The sequence below is a fragment of the Nocardia sp. NPDC004340 genome (genome assembly GCF_053602575.1).
Window position 1 is genome coordinate 272,411 of record NZ_JBSGDW010000006.1, and the last position, 20,533, is coordinate 292,943.

General features: G+C 70.2%; 18 protein-coding genes and 1 pseudogene. 13 read left to right on the forward strand and 6 right to left on the reverse strand.

Annotated elements, in window-relative coordinates; genetic code table 11:
• Positions 1-10: 10 nt before the first annotated feature.
• Entirely contained in the window at positions 11-1,597 is a 1,587-nt protein-coding gene (hutH, locus tag ACWEOI_RS25195) for a histidine ammonia-lyase (protein WP_433671532.1), read from the forward strand.
• 65 nt (positions 1,598-1,662) lie between these two features.
• Here the strand turns inward: hutH and ACWEOI_RS25200 are convergent, their stop codons facing one another.
• Complete coding sequence (locus tag ACWEOI_RS25200) at positions 1,663-2,277, reverse strand: LppP/LprE family lipoprotein (protein ID WP_433671530.1); 615 nt, start codon at positions 2,275-2,277, stop codon at positions 1,663-1,665.
• An 85-nt stretch (positions 2,278-2,362) separates the two neighbouring features.
• Between ACWEOI_RS25200 and ACWEOI_RS25205 the strand changes: the two genes are divergently transcribed.
• From ACWEOI_RS25205 to ACWEOI_RS25220, 4 genes are all read left to right on the forward strand, one after another.
• Positions 2,363-2,848: an Lrp/AsnC family transcriptional regulator gene (locus ACWEOI_RS25205; protein ID WP_379277190.1), complete on the forward strand. Its 486-nt coding sequence runs from the start codon at positions 2,363-2,365 to the stop codon at positions 2,846-2,848.
• A gap of 170 nt (positions 2,849-3,018) precedes the next feature.
• Positions 3,019-6,513: an indolepyruvate ferredoxin oxidoreductase family protein gene (locus ACWEOI_RS25210; protein ID WP_452361205.1), complete on the forward strand. Its 3,495-nt coding sequence runs from the start codon at positions 3,019-3,021 to the stop codon at positions 6,511-6,513.
• A 245-nt stretch (positions 6,514-6,758) separates the two neighbouring features.
• The gene (locus ACWEOI_RS25215; RefSeq protein WP_452361234.1) at positions 6,759-7,829 is read left to right on the forward strand and encodes a Glu/Leu/Phe/Val dehydrogenase dimerization domain-containing protein; all 1,071 of its coding nucleotides are present in this window, start codon (positions 6,759-6,761) and stop codon (positions 7,827-7,829) included.
• 32 nt (positions 7,830-7,861) lie between these two features.
• Positions 7,862-9,370 (forward strand): amino acid permease, encoded by a 1,509-nt coding sequence (locus ACWEOI_RS25220; protein WP_452361206.1) that lies wholly within the window; start codon positions 7,862-7,864, stop codon positions 9,368-9,370.
• Positions 9,371-9,381: 11 nt separating this feature from the next.
• Here ACWEOI_RS25220 and ACWEOI_RS25225 read toward each other — a convergent pair.
• Positions 9,382-9,615, reverse strand: a pseudogene (locus ACWEOI_RS25225) (indolepyruvate ferredoxin oxidoreductase subunit alpha); the annotation flags it as partial.
• Between the two features lie 71 nt (positions 9,616-9,686).
• On the opposite strand from ACWEOI_RS25225, the gene ACWEOI_RS25230 reads away from it, so the two are divergent.
• Positions 9,687-10,616, forward strand: a complete 930-nt coding sequence (locus ACWEOI_RS25230) for a LysR family transcriptional regulator (RefSeq protein ID WP_452361207.1) — start codon at positions 9,687-9,689, stop codon at positions 10,614-10,616.
• A 55-nt stretch (positions 10,617-10,671) separates the two neighbouring features.
• Here ACWEOI_RS25230 and ACWEOI_RS25235 read toward each other — a convergent pair whose 3' ends face one another.
• Positions 10,672-10,854 (reverse strand): YegP family protein, encoded by a 183-nt coding sequence (locus ACWEOI_RS25235; RefSeq protein ID WP_433671523.1) that lies wholly within the window; start codon positions 10,852-10,854, stop codon positions 10,672-10,674.
• Positions 10,855-11,003: 149 nt separating this feature from the next.
• On the opposite strand from ACWEOI_RS25235, the gene ACWEOI_RS25240 reads away from it, so the two are divergent.
• Positions 11,004-11,858: a thioesterase family protein gene (locus tag ACWEOI_RS25240; RefSeq protein ID WP_452361208.1), complete on the forward strand. Its 855-nt coding sequence runs from the start codon at positions 11,004-11,006 to the stop codon at positions 11,856-11,858.
• 36 nt (positions 11,859-11,894) lie between these two features.
• A complete protein-coding gene (locus tag ACWEOI_RS25245) occupies positions 11,895-12,848 on the forward strand; it encodes a LysR substrate-binding domain-containing protein (protein WP_379277195.1) in 954 nt (317 codons plus the stop codon).
• Here the strand turns inward: ACWEOI_RS25245 and ACWEOI_RS25250 are convergent.
• Positions 12,797-13,702, reverse strand: a complete 906-nt coding sequence (locus ACWEOI_RS25250) for a serine hydrolase (RefSeq protein ID WP_433671520.1) — start codon at positions 13,700-13,702, stop codon at positions 12,797-12,799. The genes ACWEOI_RS25245 and ACWEOI_RS25250 overlap by 52 nt on opposite strands.
• Before the next feature lie 154 nt (positions 13,703-13,856).
• Here ACWEOI_RS25250 and ACWEOI_RS25255 point away from each other — a divergent pair, with 154 nt between their 5' ends.
• Together ACWEOI_RS25255 and bla are read left to right on the forward strand one after the other, a co-directional pair.
• The gene (locus tag ACWEOI_RS25255; RefSeq protein ID WP_452361209.1) at positions 13,857-15,635 is read left to right on the forward strand and encodes a penicillin-binding transpeptidase domain-containing protein; all 1,779 of its coding nucleotides are present in this window, start codon (positions 13,857-13,859) and stop codon (positions 15,633-15,635) included.
• 47 nt (positions 15,636-15,682) lie between these two features.
• Positions 15,683-16,591 (forward strand): class A beta-lactamase, encoded by a 909-nt coding sequence (gene bla / locus ACWEOI_RS25260; protein WP_452361210.1) that lies wholly within the window; start codon positions 15,683-15,685, stop codon positions 16,589-16,591.
• A gap of 17 nt (positions 16,592-16,608) precedes the next feature.
• Here the strand turns inward: bla and ACWEOI_RS25265 are convergent, their stop codons facing one another.
• Positions 16,609-17,037, reverse strand: coding sequence for a helix-turn-helix domain-containing protein (locus ACWEOI_RS25265; protein ID WP_379100923.1), 429 nt, complete (start codon positions 17,035-17,037; stop codon positions 16,609-16,611).
• Between the two features lie 85 nt (positions 17,038-17,122).
• Here ACWEOI_RS25265 and ACWEOI_RS25270 point away from each other — a divergent pair, with 85 nt between their 5' ends.
• From ACWEOI_RS25270 to ACWEOI_RS25280, 3 genes are all read left to right on the forward strand, one after another.
• Positions 17,123-17,959 carry a class I SAM-dependent methyltransferase gene (locus ACWEOI_RS25270; protein ID WP_452361211.1) on the forward strand — a complete coding sequence of 279 codons (837 nt, stop codon included), beginning with the start codon at positions 17,123-17,125 and terminating at the stop codon, positions 17,957-17,959.
• 1 nt (position 17,960) lies between these two features.
• A complete protein-coding gene (locus ACWEOI_RS25275; RefSeq protein ID WP_452361212.1) occupies positions 17,961-18,608 on the forward strand; it encodes a cyclase family protein in 648 nt (215 codons plus the stop codon).
• 115 nt (positions 18,609-18,723) lie between these two features.
• Entirely contained in the window at positions 18,724-19,155 is a 432-nt protein-coding gene (locus ACWEOI_RS25280; RefSeq protein ID WP_452361213.1) for a hypothetical protein, read from the forward strand.
• Between the two features lie 85 nt (positions 19,156-19,240).
• On the opposite strand, the gene ACWEOI_RS25285 is transcribed toward ACWEOI_RS25280, so the two are convergent.
• Positions 19,241-20,449, reverse strand: a complete 1,209-nt coding sequence (locus tag ACWEOI_RS25285; RefSeq protein ID WP_452361214.1) for a L,D-transpeptidase — start codon at positions 20,447-20,449, stop codon at positions 19,241-19,243.
• Between the last annotated feature and the right edge of the window lie 84 nt (positions 20,450-20,533).

Consider the following 20,533-nt stretch of genomic DNA (forward strand, 5'->3'; position numbering starts at 1 on the left):
CACCATCACGATGAGCGCGAACACTCTCCGACTCTCCGAGGAAAACACCGCAGCCTCCGACGCCGAAGTCGTCGTCGGCGTCGGCGCCCTCACCCCCGAGGACGTGGTCCGGGTCGCCCGCGGCAACGCCGCCGTGCGACTGTCGGAGGACGCGCTCACCGTGATCGCGGCCAGCCGCACCCGCATCGAGGCGCTCGCCGCCGACCCGAAGCCGGTCTACGGCGTATCCACCGGATTCGGCGCCCTGGCCACCCGCCACATTCCGCTGGAACTGCGAACCCAGCTGCAGCGCAGCCTGGTTCGCTCGCACGCGGCCGGCTCGGGCGCGGAGGTCGAGCGTGAGGTGATCCGGGCGCTCATGCTGCTGCGGCTGTCCACGCTGGCGACCGGCCGGACCGGCGTGCGCGTGGAGGTCGCCCAGGCGTATGCCGCCATGCTGTCGGCGGGGATCACGCCGGTGGTGCACGAATACGGCAGCCTCGGCTGTTCCGGCGACCTGGCTCCCCTGTCGCACGTCGCCCTCGCGGTCATGGGCGAGGGCATGGTGCGCGACGCGGAGGGCACGCTGATGCCCGCCGCGCAGGCCCTGGCCGCGGCCGGCCTGGAGCCGATGGTCTTCGCCGAGAAGGAGGGCCTGGCGCTGATCAACGGCACCGACGGCATGCTCGGCATGCTGGTGCTGGCCTGCCACGATCTGCGCCGGCTGCTGCGCCTGGCCGACGTCACCGCGTCGATGAGCGTCGAGGGCCTGCTGGGCACCGACAAGGTGTTCGCCGCCGACCTGCAGGCCCTGCGCCCGCAGCCGGGCCAGGCGCTGGCCGCCTCGAACATGGTTCGGCTGCTGCAGGGTTCGGGCATCGTGGCCAGCCACGCCACCCCCGACTGCACGGTGGTGCAGGACGCGTACTCGCTGCGCTGCGCCCCGCAGGTGGCCGGCGGCGCCCGCGACACCCTCGCGCACGCCGAGCTGATCGCGTCCTACGAATTGGCCAGCGCCGTCGACAATCCGGTGGTCACCCTCGACGGGCGGGTGGAGTCCAACGGCAACTTCCACGGCGCGCCGGTCGCCTACGTGCTCGACTTCCTGGCCATCGTGGTCGCCGACGTGGCCAGCATCAGCGAACGCCGCACCGACCGCTTCCTGGACCGGGCCCGCAACCACGGCCTGCCGCCGTTCCTGGCCGACGATCCCGGCGTGGACAGCGGCCACATGATCGCCCAGTACACGCAGGCCGCGATCGTCTCCGAGCTCAAGCGCCTGGCCGCGCCCGCGAGCGTGGACTCGATCCCCTCCTCGGCCATGCAGGAGGACCACGTTTCCATGGGCTGGTCGGCGGCCCGCAAGCTGCGCCGCGCCATCGACGGCCTGACCCGGGTGCTGGCCATCGAGGCCCTCACCGCGGCCCGCGCCCTGGACCTGCGCGCGCCGCTGGAGCCGTCCCCCGCGACCGCCGCCGTCCGCGACCGGATTCGCGAATCGGTGCAGGGTCCGGGCCCGGACCGCTACCTGGCTCCGGAGATCGAGGCGGTCGTGCGCCTGGCGGCCTCGGGTGAGCTGCTGGCGGGTGCGGAGTCGGTGGTCGGCCCGCTGGCCTGACCCTCGGTCTTGTCGGAGAGAGGCCCGGAACCTGTTGGTTCCGGGCCTCTCTCACGAGCGACAGGTCAGGCGTGCGGCGGGAACTGACCGTCCGCTTTCACTTCGGTGCCGTTGAGCGTGAAGGTGACGACGCTGGGACCGCCTTGGGGACAGCACATCGGATCGCTGTTGTTCAGCCACCGGTAGGTCAGTGAGAGCGAGTTCCGCGTCTTGCCGCTGACCTGCGTGTACATGTACGGATCGGAGGTGGCCGTGCCCAGAAACCTGCCGCCGGTGAAGAACAGCACGTGCGTGTACGGATGATTGGTGTCGGAGTTCACCATCATCCACGACAGCACCCCGTCGCAGCCCGAGTCGAGCGCCACCTCCCCCGCCTGCCCGGTCTTCCAGCCGCCGACCGGCGGCGGATTCAGCTTGGCGATGGCGGCGCGCGCCAGGTCGGAGTTGATGTCGAAGCACAGCCCGTGCCCGCTCCCCGCGGGAGCGGTGCCCGGCTGCCCCGAGGCGGTGGTCGGCGCGGGACTCCCCGCCGCGGTGGTGGCCGGGCCGCCGGGGACGGTCGCCGCCGGACCGGCGGGACTGGTCGTCACCGGGCCCGTCGACGACCCCGGATCGCACGCGGTGGTCACCGCCACCACGGCGGCCGCCATCGCGAACAGAGCCGCTGACCTGGTCTTCATGGGTCCTCCCCGAGCACGCTTCACGCCTCCATCATCGGCCATGTGAGCAGCGGTGTTATCGAGAATCGCTGTGCGAGAATGCGGCATGAGCATCAAGATCGACGCGCTCGATTCCGCGCTGCTCCGGGAACTGGCGGCCGACCCGCGGGTGCCGATCCTGGAATTGGCACAGCGGCTCGGGATCGCGCGGAACACCGTGCAGGCGCGGATGAAACGGCTGGAGGCGGCCGGGGTGGTCCGGGGGTATCCGCCGGACGTGGATCTCGAGGCCATCGGGTTCGCGGTACACGCCTTCCTCGGCATCGAACTGGACCAGAACAAGATGAACGACATCGTGGAGTCGTTGCGCGCGTTCCCGAACGTGCTCGAGGTGCACGCCACCACCGGGCGCGGCGACCTGCTGGTCCGGGTGGCGGCCCGGTCACAGCCGGATCTGCTCGGCGTCATCCAGCGGGTGCACGCCATCACCGGGGTCAAGCACACCGAGACCATGCTGGCGCTGGCGACGCCGATCGAATACCGGTCGCTGCCGCTCGTCGAGCATCTGACGAGTCACCCGGCCCCCGGCTGACCAGAATGCTGCGCACGTCACAGTGTTCCAGATCACTTTTGAGCAGTCTGATCAACTTTTCGCCCGACTGTTGACACAGATCACCCTTCACGGCAGATTTCGCAGCACCGATCGCTTGGTCCCTTCGTTGCAGCTCACAATCTGAGCTGTGGAGAGTGTGGTGACTGTTCATGACCGACGTTGCCTGCGCGCCTGCACCACAGGCCGAACCGGCTACGCCCTACGACCTCGCCGACCGCTACCGGTCGGGCGCGGGTCCGGTCCTCCTCACCGGCGTGCAGGCCATCGCCCGCCTGCTGGTGGAACAGCAGGTGCGGGATATGCGCGCCGGTCACCGGGTCGCGACCTTCGTGTCCGGGTATCAGGGCAGCCCGCTGGGCGGGGTCGACAAGATGCTGCTGGGCATGCCGACCGTGCTGACCGAACACGACATCGCCTTCGTGCCCGGCTTCAACGAGGAGCTCGCGGCCACGGCGGTCTGGGGTAGCCAGGCCGATCTGCCCGCCGGGACGCCGACCCACGACGGCGTGGTCGGCGTCTGGTACGGCAAGGGCCCCGGCGTGGACCGGGCCACCGACGCCATCCGGCACGCGAACATGTACGGGGTGAATCCGCGCGGCGGCGTGCTGCTGCTGGTCGGCGACGACCCGGCCTCGAAGTCCTCGACCGTGCCCGCGGTGAGCGAACGGTCGCTGGCCGCCATGGGTGTGCCCGTGCTGTTCCCGCGCAATGCCCGCGAGATCATCACCATGGGGATGCAGGGCATCGCGTTGTCGCGGGCCTCGGGGTGCGTCGTGGCGCTGAAGATCGTGGCCGATGTCGCCGACGGGGCCTGGACGGTGGACGGCTCGGTCGCGAACCTGCCCATCGCGGTGCCCGAAGTGCGGTGGGAGGGCAGGACTTTCGCCTACCGGCAGCGGCCCATGGCGGCCCCCGCCGACAGCGTGCTCGCCGAGGCCGATCTGTACGGGCCGCGCTGGGCCACCGTGCGCGCCTTCGGCGCCGCCAATGATCTCGACGTCATCGAGGTCGATCCGGTGCACGCGCGGATCGGGATCGCGGCCACCGGCACCACCTTCGACGCGGTCCGGCAGGGCCTGCACGATCTCGGCGTCGACGAGGCGGCCATGCACCGGGCCGGCATCCGTCTGCTGCGCATCGGCATGCCGTATCCCGTCGGCGCACAGCGGGTCACGGAGTTCGCGCGCGGCCTGGAACAGATCATCGTGGTGGAGGACAAGACCGCCTTCGTCGAGACCCAGATCCGCGAGATCCTGTACGGCACCGCCGACGCCCCGCGCATCCTCGGCAAGCTGGACGGGAACGGCCTGCCGCTCATGCCCTTCGACGGCGAGCTCACCGCCGGCCGCCTGCTCGGCCCGCTGCGCCGGGTGCTGCGCGACCACGTCGAGCTGAAGAAGGCTCCGCCCCCGGCGCTGTCGCTGGAGGTGCTGTCGGCCAAGCGCACCCCGTACTTCTGCAGCGGCTGCCCGCACAACCGCTCCACCGCCCTGCCCGAGGGGTCCATCGGCGGTGGCGGCATCGGCTGCCACACCCTGGTCACCCTGTCCGGGCGCAGCGACAGCGCGGTCACCGGCCTCACCCAGATGGGCGGCGAGGGCAGCCAGTGGATCGGGCAGGCCCCGTTCACCGATGTGCCACACCTGTTCCAGAACATCGGCGACGGCACCTTCTTCCACTCCGGCCAGCTGGCCGTGCAGGCGTGCGTGGCGGCAGGGGTGAACATCACCTACAAGCTGCTCTACAACGAGGTCGTCGCCATGACCGGCGCGCAGGACGTGGAAGGCGGGCTGACGGTCGCCGAGCTGACCCACAAGCTGACCGTGGAGGGCGTCCGGCAGATCATCATCTGCGCCGACGATCCCAAGCGGCACAACAGGAGAGCTCTGGCCAAGGGCACGCTGCTGTGGCATCGCGATCGGCTCGACGAGGCGCAGAAGATGCTGCGCGAGGTCAAGGGCGTGACGGTGCTGATCTACGACCAGCACTGTGCCGCCGACGCCCGGCGACAGCGCAAGCGCGGCACACTGCCGGTGCGCAATACCCGCGTGGTGATCAACGAGGCGGTGTGCGAGGGCTGCGGCGACTGCGGCACCAAGTCCAACTGCCTGTCGGTGCAGCCGGTGGAGACCGAGTTCGGGCGCAAGACGCGCATCGACCAGACCTCGTGCAATACCGACTACAGCTGCCTGGACGGGGACTGCCCGTCATTCGTCACGGTGGAACTGCGACCGGATGCCAAGGGCGGCAAGGGCTCCCAGCGCGTCCGCGGCATGCGGCGCAAGCCCACCGAACCGCCCGCCGTGGCCGATCCGGGCCTCGGCGCTCCGCTGGGCACGCAGAACGTGCTCATCGCCGGCATCGGCGGCACCGGCATCGTGACGGTCAACCAGGTGCTGGCCACGGCCGCGCTGCGCGCCGGGTACGCGGTCGAGAGCCTCGATCAGATCGGATTGAGCCAGAAGGCCGGGCCGGTGCTGTCGCATCTGCGGTTCTCCACCACGGAATTGGAGCCGTCGAACCGGCTCACCCCCGGTAGCGCGGACTGCATCATGGCCATCGACCTGCTGACCGCCGCCGACCCCAAGAACCTCCAGTACGGCAACCCGGACGGAACCGTCGTCGTCGCCTCGACCAGCAAGACCCCGACCGGTGACATGGTCTACGACAAGTCGGTCGCCTACCCGGAGACCGGGTCGCTGCTGGATCGGCTGGCGACGGTATCGGATTCGCAGGTCGGCTTCGACGCCCTGGCCGCCGCGCAACACCTGTTCGGCACCACCGCCGCCGCCAACTTCCTGATGGTCGGCGCGGCCTTCCAGACCGGCGGCCTGCGGCTGCCCGCCGCGGCCATCGAGGAGGCGATCGGCATCAACGGTGTCGCGGTGTCGGCCAATGTCGCGGCCTTCCGCTGGGGCCGGGTGGCCATCGCCGATCCGGCCGCGTTCGCCGCGGCCACCGATTCCGGTGCGGCACAGCGTGCTCCGCGGGTCGCGCCCGCCGAACTGCTGGCGGGCACCGGCTTCGACGGCGAGGTCCGGCGGCTGGTGGAACTGCGGGCCGCCGAACTGATCGGCTACCAGAACGTGAAGGTCGCCCGCCGCTACATCGACACCGTCCAGGCCGCGTGGACCGCCGAGCGCGCGGTCACCGAGCGCACCGAGTTCACCGAGGCCGTGGCGCGCGGGCTGTTCAAGTTCACCGCCTACAAGGACGAGTACGAGGTCGCGCGACTGCTGGTCGATCCCGCGTTCCTGGCCGAGGTCGAGGCGCAGGTCCCCGGCGGGGAGAACCTCACCTACAAGCTGCACCCGCCGGTGCTGCGCGCGCTGGGCCGCGAGAAGAAGATCGGTCTCACCCCGAAATCCCATGTGGCCCTGAAGCTGCTCGCCAAAGGCAAGGCGCTGCGCGGCACCAAGCTCGACCCCTTCGGCTACGCCCATGTCCGGAAGGTGGAGCGGGAACTGCTGTCCCAGTACACCGGCATGGTGCGGCGGCTCGCGGCCGGTCTCACCGTCGACGGGTACGCCACCGCCGTCGAGGCGGCGGCCCTGCCCGACCTGGTCCGGGGCTACGAGGACGTGAAGCTCGGCAACGTCGAGCGGTACCGCACCCGCCTGCGCGAACTCGGCCTCGACAGCTGACCGACAGCTCACCACTCAATTCCACACCTACCCACCGTGTTCCGGCAGCGGCCTGGTCCTGCCGCCGGAGCCGGGTGACGCGCGTCGCCGAGACGTCGCGTGGACACCCACACCCGCTCGCCCCGGCGCTACCGCCGCGGCAACCCACTGCTGCCACTCGTCCGGCAGCGCTCGGCCGCCCACCCCGCGGCCACCCACCCCGCCGCCACGAGCGGCGTCCACGAAAGGAATCGACCGTGACCGCAATGCACACCGACGCAGGGGTTTTCGGCCGCTCGCACGAACTGAGCGCCCGGCGACACGAGCAGGTGGTGTTCTGCGAGGACGACCGCAGCGGACTCAAGGCGATCATCGCGATCCACTCGACCACGCTCGGCCCGGCGCTCGGCGGCACCCGGATGTACCCCTACGCCTCCGAGGCGGCCGCGCTGGACGATGTGCTGCGGCTGTCGTGGGGCATGACCTACAAGGCCGCGGCCGCCGGGGTGGATCTGGGCGGCGGCAAGGCCGTCATCATCGGCGATCCGGCGCTGGACAAGAGCGAGGAGTTGTTCGCCGCCTACGCGCGCTTCGTGGAATCCCTCGGCGGGCGGTACATCACGGCTGGTGACGTGGGCACCGACACCGACGATCTGGACGCGATCGGCCGCCATACCAGCTACGTGACCGGGCGCAGCACCGCGGCGGGCGGGTCCGGCGACAGCGCCCGGCTCACCGCCCTCGGCGTGTTCAACGCCATGCGCGCCGGGGCCGAATCCGTGTGGGGCGCACCGACGCTGGCGGGACGCACGGTCGGCGTCGAGGGCGTCGGCAAGGTCGGCCGCGAACTGATCCAGCTGCTGCTGGCCGACGGCGCGGAGGTCTGCGCCACCGACGTGAACACCGCTGCGCTGGAACGCATTTCGACCGATCATCCCTCGGTTCGACTGTTGAGCACCGTGTCCACGGCTCCGGTCGACGTCTACGCCCCCTGCGCCCTCGGCGGCACGCTCACCGCGTCGAGCGCCGAGGCCATCGAGGCGAAACTCGTCTGCGGGGCGGCCAACAACCAGTTGGCCACGCCCGCGGTGGAATACGCCCTGAACGAGCGCGGCATCACCTGGGTCCCGGATTTCGTGGCCAATGCGGGTGGGCTGGTTCAGGTGGCCGGTGAGCTGCGGCACGCGGCGCCGGCCGAGGTCGAAGACGCAGTGAGGGGCATCTTCGACCGCTGCCGCGACATCATCGCGGAATCCCGGGCCGAGGGCATCGGCACCGGTGCGGCGGCGAACAGGTTCGCGGAACGGCGGCTCGACGCCATCCCGCGAGTTCGCTGACACCGCACCGAATTTCGGAAAGGAGACGCACTGTGGCGTTCGTGAGCGGAGTGTTCCGCACCAAATCGGTCGAGCAATCGATCCGGGATACCGATGAACCGGATTCCAAACTGCGCAAGGATCTGACCGCGCGGGATCTGACCATCTTCGGTGTCGCCGTGGTCATCGGGGCGGGCATCTTCACGCTCACCGCCCGGACCGCGGGCACGGTGGCGGGACCCTCGGTCTCGCTGGCCTTCGTGTTCGCGGCCGTCGCGTGCGGGCTGACCGCGTTGTGCTACGCCGAATTCGCCTCGACCGTGCCGGTGGCGGGCAGTGCGTACACGTTCGCGTACGCCACATTCGGCGAGGTCATCGCCTGGATCATCGGCTGGGATCTGATTCTGGAGTTCGCGCTCGCGGTGTCGGTGGTCGCCAAGGGGTGGTCGCAGTATCTCGGCGAGGTGCTGCACGGGGTGGTGAGCCCGGTCGTGCACATCGGGTCCATCACCTTCGACTGGGGCGCGGTGGTGATCATCGCCGTGGTCGGCACGCTGCTGGCGACCGGCACCAAGCTGTCCTCGCGGGTCTCGGCGGTGGCGGTGGCCATCAAGCTGGCCGTGATCGCGCTGGTGCTGGTGGTCGGCGCGACCTACTTCAAGGCCTCCAACCTGACCCCCTACATTCCCCCGGCCCAGCCCTCGGAGCAGGCGGGCGGCGTGCACCAGTCGCTGTTCTCCTTCCTGACCGGTTCCGGCGGAACCAGTTTCGGCTGGTACGGCCTGCTGGCCGCGGCCTCGCTGGTGTTCTTCGCGTTCGTCGGCTTCGACGTGGTGGCCACCACCGCCGAGGAGACCCGCAATCCGCAGCGCGACGTCCCGCGCGGCATCTTCGCCTCGCTGGCCATCGTCACCGTGCTGTACGTCGCGGTCTCGCTGATCCTCACCGGCATGGTCCCCTACACCGAACTGGCGAGCGGGAACGCCACCCTGGCAACCGCTTTCGCCATCCACGGCGCGACCTGGGTGAAGAACATCATCTCCATCGGCGCGCTGGCGGGCCTGTCGACCGTCGTCATGGTCATGTTCCTGGGCCAGACCCGGGTCCTGTTCGCCATGGCCCGCGACGGCCTGCTGCCCCGCGGTCTGGCCCAGACCGGCAAGCACGGCACCCCCGTCCGGCTGACCGTCCTGGTCGGCGTGATCTGCGCTCTCCTGGCCGGTTTCGTCGACTTCGGCACCCTCGAGGAAATGGTCAATATCGGCACCCTGGTCGCGTTCGTCCTGGTCTCCCTGGGCGTCCCGATCCTGCGCCGCACCCGCCCCGACCTGAAGCGCGGCTTCCGCGTCCCGCTGGTCCCGCTCATCCCCGTCCTGGCCGCCCTGGCCTGCCTGTGGCTGATGCTCAACCTGTCCATCGAGACCTGGATCCGGTTCGTCATCTGGATGGCCCTGGGCATCGTCATCTACTTCGCCTACAGCCGTTCCCATTCCGTCCTCGGCCGGCGGAAGGCCCCCGCCGCGGAAGCCATCCCGGACCGAGAACCGGACCCGGTCCCCTAGATCTGCACCCCATCGGTGAAGAACCGGCTGTTCACGAGGACGAACTGCTCCTGCTCCGGGGGCAGGTCGTCCTCGTAGTGGATCGCCTCGACGGGGCAGACCGGTTCGCAGGCCGCGCAGTCGATGCACTCGTCGGGGTTGATGTAGGCCATCCGCTCGCCGACCACGATGCAGTCGATCGGGCATTCCTCGATGCAGGCCTTGTCCAGAACGTCCACGCAGTCCGCGCCGATCACGAAAGTCATGGTGCTGATCCTCCGGCCGTTTCCGGTGGTCAGGTAGCGCCCGAACGCTGATCACGTCATAAGCTGTCCTTATGATCCTGCCGCCCGGTACGCCCGACCTGGACGTGCTGGCCCTGCTGGTCTCGGTCGCGGAACTGGGCAGTCTCGGGGCGGCCGCGCGGCGGCACGGCATCAGCCAGCCCGCCGCCAGTATGCGGATCAGCGCGCTGGAACGGCGGCTCGGGTTACGGCTGCTGGATCGCGGGCGCACGGGATCGGTGCTCACCGATGCCGGGCAGGCGGTGGTCGAGCTGGGCCGTCCGGTGCTCGCGGCCGCGCTGGCGCTGACCGAGGGCATTACCGCCCTGCACCGCGCGGAGCGGCCGAGCCTGCGCCTCATGGCCTCGACGACCATTGCCGACCACCGGATTCCGCACTGGCTGACCGCGCTGCGGAAGATCCATCCGGAGCTGGCGGTGGTCCTGGACGTGGCCAACTCGCGGCAGGTGACGGCGGCGGTCGGCGATCGCGACGCCGAGCTCGGATTCGTCGAAGGACCGCATCCGCCACCGGGATTGGGCAGCCGGGTGCTCGCCGCGGACGAGCTGGTGGTGGTCGTCGCGCCGAGTCACCGATGGGCCACCCGCCGCCGACCGCTGACCGCGCGTGAACTCGCTGACACCCCGCTGCTGTGGCGCGAACGCGGCTCGGGTACCCGGGACACGGTGTGGGAGACCCTCGAGATTCACGGGACACCGGCCCCACCTGCCGCCGAACTCGGTTCCGCTGCGGCGATTCTCGCGACCGCTCGCAGCGGGGCGGCACCGGCGGTGGTGAGCCGGCTGATCGTGGCGCACGAACTGCGGGCGGGCACGCTGCGCGCCGTTCCGCTGGCCGAATCGACGCCGTTGACGAGGAAGTTCCGGGCCATCTGGCATCGGCGCACGCCGCCGACCGGTCCGGCGGCCGAGCTGGTCGATCTGGCCGCCCGCATCGAAGCGGCTCGGACACAGCGGCATTGAGCGCGCGGCGGCCCCGCCGCGGAATCAGCTGCGACGGAGCCTCGCTCGGGTCGGGCTAATCGGTGAGGTCCGCGATGGCCGCGCCCGCGGCATTGGTCTGGACCGAGGCGATGCCCTTCTTCGCCGCGTCCTTGCTCGCGTAGGCCTGGCTCTGCGCGATAACCTCGCCGTTGCCGGCCTTGAGCCGCCACCGGAACTTGTCGGCCGCATCAGCGAACAGCTCGAACTTGCCTGACATGACTACCTCGTTCCACGCCTGGAAAGTGCATCTGACATGCCTCAGGGTATGGGCTCGAATGCCGAACGGTCGGAATGGACATGCGGGGGGTTTGTCGTACACCGTCTAGCGGGTCGGACGTGGGCTGATACGTTGACGGGGTGACCCGAATGCAGGATGCGACATCGGCAGATCAGGCGGCCTCGGAGGACGAGGCCGGGACCAGGGCGTACTTCCTCCCGCTGGAGTCCCAGCGCGACGGATTCGAGCGATACCGAGCCACCGCGTCCACGGTGAGCGTCTGGGCGGCAACCATGCAGCACGGCGCACCGCCCTCGGCACTGCTGGCCCGCGCGGTGGAACGGTGCGCGCCCCGGGAAGGCACCCGCGTCGCTCGGCTGACCATGGAGATCCTCGGCCCGATTCCGGTGGGAGAGATCGAGGTTCGCGCCTGGATCGAACGGCCGGGCAAGCGGGTCGAGCTGGTGGCGGCCGAACTCGTCGCGCCGCAGCCGGACGGCAGCGCCCGCGTGGTGGCCAAGGCCGCGGCCTGGCGGCTCGCCGCCACCGACACCTCCGACATCGCCCACGCCGCTGACGCCCCGCTGCCGCCCGTCCCGGAGCAGGGCGAGGTCAGCTGGCGCCTGCCCCAGGGGTGGGACCTCGGCTACGTGAAGTCGGTGGACCTGCGCGGCGTGGAGAGCGACGACATCACTCGGCGGGTGTGGGTCAAGCCCCTCGTCGAGGTGGTCGAGGGCGAGGAGATCTCACCCCTGGTGCGCGTGTTCTCGGTCGCGGATGTCGCCAATGGCGTTGGCGCACGCCTGGATCCGCGCCACTTCACCTTCCTCAACACCGACCTGACCATCGACCTGTTCCGGCTGCCGGTCGGCGAGTGGATCGGCCTGGCCGTGGAGACCTCGATCGGACCCGACGGGGTCGGCCTGTGCTCGACCGTCCTGCACGACCAGCGGGGCCCGATCGGACGCTGCCTGCAGATCCTCGAGGTGCGCGCCCGGGCCTGACCACCCGGCGATAAGGAAACCTATATCGTCGACGGGATGGACCCGCTGCGTCAGCTGCGCTACTTCATCGCCGTCGCCGAGGAGTTGCACTTCGGCCGCGCGGCCGAGCGGCTGCGGATCGCCCAGCCCGCGCTGAGCCAGCGCATCCGCAAGCTGGAGAGCGAGCTCGGCGCGCGGCTGCTCGACCGCGACAGCCGCCGCGTGGAACTCACCGAGGCCGGACAGATCCTGCTGGTCGAGGCCCGCGACCTGATCGCCCGCTGGGAACGCGCGAAATCGCTGGTCGACAAGGCCCACCGCGGCGAGGTCGACGCGCTGCGGGTGGGCGTGCCGCCCGAACTGGCCGGCCGGGTGCTGGCCGCCATGCTGACCGCGTTCGAGAACCGCCAGGTGCGGGTGGACCTACAGGAGCTGACCACCGCCGAACAGGTCCGCCTGCTCGGCGAACGGGAACTGGACGCGGGCCTGCTGCAATATCCCGCCGAGACGCCCGGCCTCGAATCCGGTCCGGCCGTGGAGACCCCGCTCGGCGTGGTGCTGCCCCGGGATTCCCCACTGGCCCAGCGGACTTCCCTCACCCTGGCCGACCTGAGCGGGCACGGCCTGGTGATCTTCCCGCGCGCCGCCGCCCCCGGCCTCTACGACGCCACCCTGCGCACCTGCTGGGAGCACGGCTTCCACCCCGCCTCGGTGCAGCACGCGGTCAATCCGGAGTTCGTGCTCGGCATGGTGCTGTCGGGTCGCGGCGTCGCCTTCGACACCGGCCTGGTGGCGCAGAAGGAGCCGCGGGTGGTGTGGCGGCCGCTGCCGGAGGGCACACTGAGCTGGCGACTCGCCTTGACCTGGCCCGCCGCCGCCCCGCATCCGCTGGTGCGGGAATTCGCCGAGCTCATCGTGTCGGTGGTGCAGGGCGACGGCGTCGCGCCCCCGGCCCCGCTTCAGGACGCGCCGCAGCGCCGCCCGTGGGATGTGGTCGCGGGCAGGCAGTGATCGATGCGCTCGATGGCCGTCAGCGCGGCCGTCCCGATCGCCCGGTCCACCACCGGCTGCCGACCGGCCAGATTGTGTGACACCGTGAAAACCGCTACGGCGTAACGACTTCCGTCCGGATACTCGACGACGCCGATCTCGTTGCGGATGCCCGGCAGCGTCCCGGTCTTGGACCAGATGTCGGTCCCGGGCGGGAACGCCGACGGCAGCCGATGCCCGTACACCTGCTGGCGCATGAGATCTCGCACGAACCGGCACGCCTCGGGCGGGCCCGCCAGGTCGCGGCCGATGAGCGTCAGCAGGCGCGTCATGTCGCGGGCGGTCCCGGCGGTGGTGCGCAGCGGATCCACCGCCCGGCTGCCGAACACCTCCTCCGGACTGGATTCGGGGTAGCGCCGAGCGAATTCGAGCAGGTCACGCGCACCGATGTCCTCGGCCATCAGGTACAGGATGTCGCGAATCGACCCCATCACCCGGGTGTCGGCGAGCCCGAGCTCGCGGACCAGGGAGCGGACATTGTCGACGCCGACGCGGTCGAACAGCAGGTCCGCGGCGGTGTTGTCGCTGACCGTGAGCGCGAAGTAGGCGGCGTCGCGCAGGCTGTACTCGACATCGTCATGGCAGCCCGCCGACCCCACCCCGCCCAGCCGGTCCGCGGCCGTGGCGCGCACCCGGTCGGCGGGATCGAGCTGCCCGGCCGCGACCTGCCGCGCGAACTCCAGCACCAGCGGCACCTTCACCACCGAGGACAGCACCACCGGTTCGTCGGCGGCCCAGCCGAATTCGCCGTCACAGTTCAGACAGCGGGCGTGCACGCGGCCTTCGACACCGGCCGTCCCGAAGATCGCTTCCACTCCCCCAGCATTCCCGGCGCCCGGATCGGGCCGTCAACCGCCCGATACTTCGCGAGCCTGTGGGCCTTGCGCTGCGACGATAACGAAACGCTTATCGGTTCTCATCCGTGTTGGTCTTGGACACCGGGTGGTGATCCGTGTTGGGGTGGCTGTCATGGCAGCTTTCAGCAGGAGGGCAAGCACCGGTATCTGTGTCGCGGCCGTACTGGTGGCGGCGACCGCGTGCTCGGGCTCGGATCCCACGTCCGGATTGTCCAAGACCGTCGACGCCTTCGCCGACGCGCTGACCCGCGACGACGTCCCGGCCGCCGCGACCGCGACCAGCGATCCGGCCACCGCCTCGACCACGCTGGGAACGCTGTACGACAACCTCGGCAAACAGGTGCGTTTCGCGGCGAGCAAGGTCGAGAAGACCGACGACGGCGGCACCTTCACCCTCTCCGCCACCTGGAAGCTGGACAAGGACGGCAAGAACGAGTGGACCTACACCACCGCGGGCCGCGCCGAACGCTCCGGGAGTGACTGGAAGATCCGCTGGGACCCGGCCACCATCGCGCCCGGCCTGAACATCGGCCCGCTGTCCTACGCCGTCGCCTACCCCGACCCGGCCAAGGTCCTGGACAGCACCGGTGGCCCGCTGCTCACCCAGCAGGTGGTGACCCTGGTGAATGTCGCGCCCGGCGCGGACCCCGCGGCCGTCGCGGCGGCACTGCAACCGGTCGCGCCCGACATCACCGCCGCGAGCCTGCAAGCGGATCTGGCCGCGGCGCAGGGGAAGCCGGTCACCGCGGTCACCCTCCGCGAATCCGATTACGCCACCGTTCAATCCGCGCTCACCACGCTGGCGAACGTGACGACCGCGCAGCAGACGCGACTGCTGGCCGTCGACAAGGCACTCGCCTCGCCGACCTTCTCGGGCCTGTCGGAGCTGTGGCAGCAGCGGGCCGACGCCGCCGCCGGATGGGCGGTCCGCGCCCAGGGCAGCGACGGCACCCAGCGGGTCGGCGGCCCGGATCCCCAGCCGGTCACCGATATTCGCACCACCCTCGACGTCGGCCTGCAACGCGCGGCCGAGGCGGCGCTGGCCCCGATCACCACCCCGGCGGCTATCGTGGCGCTGCGGCCCTCCACCGGTGAAGTGCTGGCCATGGCGCAGAACGCGCCCGCCGACGCGCAGGGTCCGATCGGATTGACCGGGCTGTATCCGCCGGGCTCCACCTTCAAGACCGTGACCGTGTCGGCCGCCCTCCAGGCCGGTCAGGTCACCCCGGACACCACCGTCGCCTGCCCCGGCAAGGAGAACATCGAGGGCCGGGAGATCCCCAACGACAACAACTTCGACCTCGGCCAGGTGCCGCTGCACACCGCCTTCGCGCGGTCCTGCAACACCACCATGGGACGGCTGGCCGTGCAGCTGCCGCCGGACGGGCTGACCAATGCCGCCGCCCAGCTCGGACTCGGCATCGACTACGTGACACCGGGATTGACCACCGTCACCGGCAAGGTGCCCACCGCCGACACACCCGCCCTGCGGGTGGAGGAGGGCATCGGGCAGGGCAAGGTGACCGCGTCGCCGTTCGGCATGGCGCTGCTGGCGGCGTCCCTCGCCCACGGGTCGGTCATGCCGCCGGCGATCGTGCAGGGTCAACCCGGCAAGCCCGACCGGCAGCCACCGGCCCTGCCGCCCGGCATCGCCGATCAGGTGAAATCCATGATGCGCGAGACCATCACCGGCGGCACCGCCACCGCCCTGCGCGATATCCCCGGCCTGCTCGGCAAGACCGGCACCGCCGAATACATCGACGACAAGCACGCGCACGGCTGGTTCGTCGGCATCGACGGCGATCTCGCCTTCGCCGTCTTCATCAGCGACGCGGGCAGTTCCGACCCGGCCGTGCAGGCCGCGGGCCGCATGCTGCGCGCACCGCGCTGACCAGCCGCAACACTCCACACCGCTCGAAACCGATTGAAAGGCTTGTTTTGCCGACCCTGAAATACCGCGCCCTGGCATCGCTACTCGTGCTCACGCCGCTGTTCGCGGCCTGCGGCACCGACTCGAAAAGCGAGGCCACCCACAACGAGCCGTCGACCACGTCCGCGCCGAACGACGCCGCCCTGCGGGCGCTCGAGGAGCAGCACGGCGCTCGGGCGGGCGTCTTCGTGATCGACACCGGCACCGGCAAGACCGTCGGCTACCGGCAGGACGAGCGCTTCACCTTCAACTCCACGTTCAAGGGCCTGGCCTGCGGCGCGCTCCTGAAGATGCATCCCCTCGCCAGCGGATTCTTCGACCAGGTCATCCATTTCGGCGCGGACAAGGTGGTGGCGGGCTCGCCGGTCACCAGCACCCGGGTGGACACGGGGATGTCGGTGAGCGAACTCTGTGACGCCGCCATCACCCGCAGCGACAACACCGCGGGCAATCAGCTGCTCGAATTGCTCGGCGGCCCACAGGGATTGACCCAGTTCCTGCGGTTGCTCGGCGACGACAAGACGCGCAGCGACCGCTGGGAGCCGGAGCTCAACACCGATATCCCCGGCGACGAGCGCGACACCACGACCCCGGCCGCCCTGGCCGGCGACTATCGAAAACTGGTCGTCGGCAATACCCTCGCCGATCCGGAACGCAAGCAGCTGACCGCATGGCTGCTCGCCAATACCACCGGCGACGCCCGCATCCGCGCCGGACTGCCCGCGGACTGGAAGACCGGCGACAAGACCGGTTCCGGCGACTACGGCACCGCCAACGACGCCGCCGTCACCTGGCCCGCCGACGGGTCCGCGCCGCTGGTGATCGTGGTACTCACCGCCAAGCCGGACAAGGACGCGGCCTACGACAATCCGCTGGTGGCCGCGCTCACCAAGGAAGCCGTGCACGCCGTGCGCTGAAATGACCTGTCACGCAGTCATTTCGGTCCGCTCATCGCCTCGGTGACGTCGATCTCGCCCGCCATCACGCCCAGCAGGATGCGCCGGAAGCTCGGGCATTCGGCGTGACTCGGGGCGGGACAGGCGGCGGCATGCCGGAGGCCGTCCCGGACCGCGGTCATCTGCGTGATGGTGCGGTCCAATTCGTCGGCCTTGCCGGTGAGCAGGGCCCGATCCACCCGGAGTTCGCCCTGCGGGCCGAAGACCAGCACGATGTCGTCGAGGGAGAATCCGGCGGTGCGGCCCAGCGAGATGAGGGCCAGCTGTTCGAGCACGGAACTGTCGAACTGGCGGCGCAGGCCGCGCCGGCCGGTGGACGCGATCAGGCCGCGTTCCTCGTAGTAGCGCAGGGTCGAGGCGGGGACGCCGGTGCGGCGGACCACCTCGGCGATGTCCAGGCTGGTCATCGGGGTTACCTCGTACTTGACCTCGAGTCGGCTTGAATTGAGACAGTGTAGTTCTCCGTCCGTTCCCCGATGAAGGACAGCGATCATGACGACACCGCTCGACAAGGATCAATCCGACCGCTGGGCCACCTCCGGCACCGCCTGGGTCGACTTCCAGGACCTGATCGGCCGGGTGCTGCGGCCGCTCGAGGACCTGCTGGTCGAGACCGCACGCACCGACGGCGCCCGGCGGGTGCTGGATGTCGGCTGCGGCACCGGCGGCACCACCCTGGCCGTGGCCCGCGCGACGGGCGCACGCTGCACCGGCGTCGATATCGCCGAGCCGATGCTCGAGGCGGCCCGCGCCAATGCCGAACGGGCGGGCCTCCCGGTGGATTTCGTGTGCGCCGACGCCCAGACCCACACCTTCGACCCGGTCCACGACCTCGTCATGTCCCGTTTCGGGGTGATGTTCTTCGCCGACCCGGTGGCCGCGTTCACCAATCTGCGCCACGCCACCCGATCCGGCGGACGGCTGGCCGGTGTCGTGTGGCGGGCCGCCGCCGACAACCCGTTCTTCACCACCGCGGAAGACGCGGCCGCCCCGCTGCTCCCCGATCTCGGGCCCCGAATCCCGGACGCCCCGGGGCAATTCGGGTTCGCCGACCGCGACCGGGTGGCCGGGATCCTGGCCGACGCCGGCTGGACCGATATCGACATCACCCCGGTCGACGCCGACTGCGCGCTGCCCGAATCCGAACTCACCGGCTACGTCTCCCGATTGGGACCGGTCGGCCTGGCGCTGCTCGAGGCCGACGAGGCGACCCGCGCGAAGGTCGTCGAGGTCGTCCGCGCCGCCTTCGAACCCTTCGTCCGCGACGGCGCGGCCCGCTTCACCGCCGCCTGCTGGCTGCTGCGCGCCACCGCCCCGGAGCACGGCTGACATGCCCATTCTCGATCTCTCCGTGCCGATCCGATCCGGCATGCCCGTCTACCCGGGCGATCCCGAGGTGACCGTGCGACCCGCGCTGACCGTGGCCGCCGACGGCGTCAATGTGCTGCACCTGGACATGGGTTCGCAGACGGGCACGCACGTGGACGCGCCCCGGCACATCGACGACGCCCTGCCCGCCCTCGACGAGCTGCCCCTGGAGCGGTTCACCGGACCGGCCGTCGTGGTGGACGCGCGAGCCGCGGGCGGCGGTGGGCCGATCGGGCGCGAGTACTTCGAGGGGCGGGTGGCTGCGGGCGTGATCGTGCTGGTGGCGACCGGATGGTCGGAGCACTGGGGCACGCACGAGTACCTGAACCATCCGCATCTGACCGTGGCGGCCGCGGAGTATCTGGTCGCGTCGGGGGTGCGGACGGTCGGCATCGACGCGCTCAGCGTGGACCCGACCCCGGCCGAGGAGATTCCGGTGCATCGGATCCTGTGCGGGGCGCACGCCGTGATCGCCGAGAATCTGACCGGTCTGGCGGCGGTGCTGGCGGCGCAGGAGGCCGGTCAGCGGGTGGAAGTGTCGCTGTTCCCGCTGCGGCTGCCCGGGGCGGACGGGGCTCCGGTGCGGGCGGTGGCGCGCGTCGGAATGTGAGAGAAACGTCAGTGTGTCGCATTTTGCGGCGCAGGTCACGCGATGTCCCTAGACTGCTCAGGACCATCTGGGGAGTCGGGGCCCCGACCACGCTCGATCCGAAGGATTTTCGCACGTGAACCGTTACGCCGTAACCACTTTGCTAGCCGTTGCGGCACTGCTGCCCGCCGCGCCCGCCGCCATGGCGGAGATCGCCCTCATCGACACCACCACGACGACTCCGTCGACCACGTCGCCGACCACGACGACGCCGACCACGACGCCGGGCACCACCACTCCGGGCACCACGCCGGGCTGCACCGTCACCGCGGGCCCCGCCACGGCCACGACCACCACCCCCTGCCCCACCAATACCGACCCGGCGCCGAAGAGCCCGATCGAGGCCTTGGTCACCGGTTCCTCCGGCTTCAAGCTGGGCGGGGCGCTCGGTTCGTCGAACACCAACTCCGCCGAACCCGGCACCTGCACCGTCTTGGGCACCGCCTCCGCGCTGTCCGGCATGGCGGCCCTGGGCTGCGGCCCCAACGGTCCGGGCCAGATCGGCTGAGTCCGACCCCCCACCGGTCGAGCATGGTCGAAGGGGCATCAGCGCACTGCTGATGCCCCTTCTGCCGTGTCCGTGATGCCCGCGGTCAGCCGCGGTCGGTGTTGCCCGCCTTCCACTGGTCCCACGGAATGTTCCAGTCGCCCAGCCCGTCCACACCGGACAGCGTGCCGCCGACGGTGTTCTTCACGATGGTGATGTCACCGCGTTTCACGTTGTCGTAGACCCATTTGGCGTCGGCCGGGCTGAGGTTGAGGCAGCCGTGGCTGGTGTTCGAATAGCCCTGCGCGCCCACCGACCACGGGGCCGAGTGGAAGAAGATGCCCGAGTACGAGATTCGGGTCGCCCAGTCCACGGGCGTCTTGTAGCCGTTGGGCGAGTTCACCGCGACTCCGTAGGTGGAGGAATCCATGATGATGCGGTCGAACTTGTCGCCCACGATGTAGACGCCGTTGTCGGTGGGGGTGGAGTCCTTGCCCATGGAGGTGGGCATGGTCTTGATCACCTCGCCGTTGCGTTCCACGGTGACGATCTTGGTGTTGTCGTCGGAGGTGAAGACGGTGGCGTCGCCGATGGTGAAGCTGGAGTGGAGGTCGCTGTCGCCGACCAGGCCGCCGCCCAGGTCGTGGCCGTAGGCGTTGACCGCGATGTCGACCTTGGTGCCCGGGGTCCAGAAGTTCTGTGGCCGCCAGCGCACCTCGCGATTGTTGACCCAGTAGAACGCGCCCTCGACCGCCGGCGTCGTGGTGATCTTGATCGCGTTCTGGGCGGCCTTGCGGTCCGGAATGTTCTCGTCGAACTGCACGGCCACCGGCTGACCGATGCCGACCACGTCGTTCTCGGCGGGCAGCAGATACGGGTGGGTGCGGTTGTTCGGGGAGATCGTGGTGAAACTCATCACCGAGGTGGTCGCCCCGCCCAGGCCGATGGCCTCGACCGCCAGCTTGTAGGTGCGCCCGAATCCCAGCTGCTCGGCCAACTTCCACGAGCGGCCGTCGGCGGCGAGCTCACCCGGCACCGGCTTGCCGTCCGGATTACTCAGCACGACAGCGGTGAACTTGCCGTCCTCCACCTTCAGGTTCAGCTCGCCGGGCGCCACGCCCTTGTCGCCGTCCTTCACCGGGGAAAGCAGCTTCGGCTTCATCAGTTCGCTGATCGGGTTGGAATCGATTGCCACCGAGGACTTCTGGCCGCTACCACCGGAGGAACATCCGACCAGTGCCAGCGCCACCACGGACAGCACCACCCCGGCCCCCCATAGCTTCCCGGTCCGCCGTCCGCCGTGCCTCTCACCCATCGAATCCCCACTTCACGTCTCGGCGCGCGGCCGGCCACCCACCAAAGGCTTCCCCCACAACATCCGAGATCGCCCCCGCCGTGT

Bases quoted from the DNA above. Each gene is read 5' to 3' on its own strand.
- ACWEOI_RS25210 (WP_452361205.1), top strand. From the start codon at position 3,019: ATGACCGACGTTGCCTGCGCGCCTGCACCACAGGCCGAACCGGCTACG.
- ACWEOI_RS25240 (WP_452361208.1), top strand. From the start codon at position 11,004: ATGCAGGATGCGACATCGGCAGATCAGGCGGCCTCGGAGGACGAGGCC.
- ACWEOI_RS25270 (WP_452361211.1), top strand. From the start codon at position 17,123: ATGACGACACCGCTCGACAAGGATCAATCCGACCGCTGGGCCACCTCC.
- ACWEOI_RS25255 (WP_452361209.1), top strand. From the start codon at position 13,857: ATGGCAGCTTTCAGCAGGAGGGCAAGCACCGGTATCTGTGTCGCGGCC.
- ACWEOI_RS25245 (WP_379277195.1), top strand. From the start codon at position 11,895: ATGGACCCGCTGCGTCAGCTGCGCTACTTCATCGCCGTCGCCGAGGAG.
- ACWEOI_RS25275 (WP_452361212.1), top strand. From the start codon at position 17,961: ATGCCCATTCTCGATCTCTCCGTGCCGATCCGATCCGGCATGCCCGTC.
- hutH (WP_433671532.1), top strand. From the start codon at position 11: ATGAGCGCGAACACTCTCCGACTCTCCGAGGAAAACACCGCAGCCTCC.
- ACWEOI_RS25205 (WP_379277190.1), top strand. From the start codon at position 2,363: ATGAGCATCAAGATCGACGCGCTCGATTCCGCGCTGCTCCGGGAACTG.
- ACWEOI_RS25265 (WP_379100923.1), bottom strand. From the start codon at position 17,037: ATGACCAGCCTGGACATCGCCGAGGTGGTCCGCCGCACCGGCGTCCCC.
- ACWEOI_RS25215 (WP_452361234.1), top strand. From the start codon at position 6,759: ATGCACACCGACGCAGGGGTTTTCGGCCGCTCGCACGAACTGAGCGCC.
- ACWEOI_RS25200 (WP_433671530.1), bottom strand. From the start codon at position 2,277: ATGAAGACCAGGTCAGCGGCTCTGTTCGCGATGGCGGCCGCCGTGGTG.
- ACWEOI_RS25285 (WP_452361214.1), bottom strand. From the start codon at position 20,449: ATGGGTGAGAGGCACGGCGGACGGCGGACCGGGAAGCTATGGGGGGCC.
- ACWEOI_RS25235 (WP_433671523.1), bottom strand. From the start codon at position 10,854: ATGTCAGGCAAGTTCGAGCTGTTCGCTGATGCGGCCGACAAGTTCCGG.
- ACWEOI_RS25230 (WP_452361207.1), top strand. From the start codon at position 9,687: ATGATCCTGCCGCCCGGTACGCCCGACCTGGACGTGCTGGCCCTGCTG.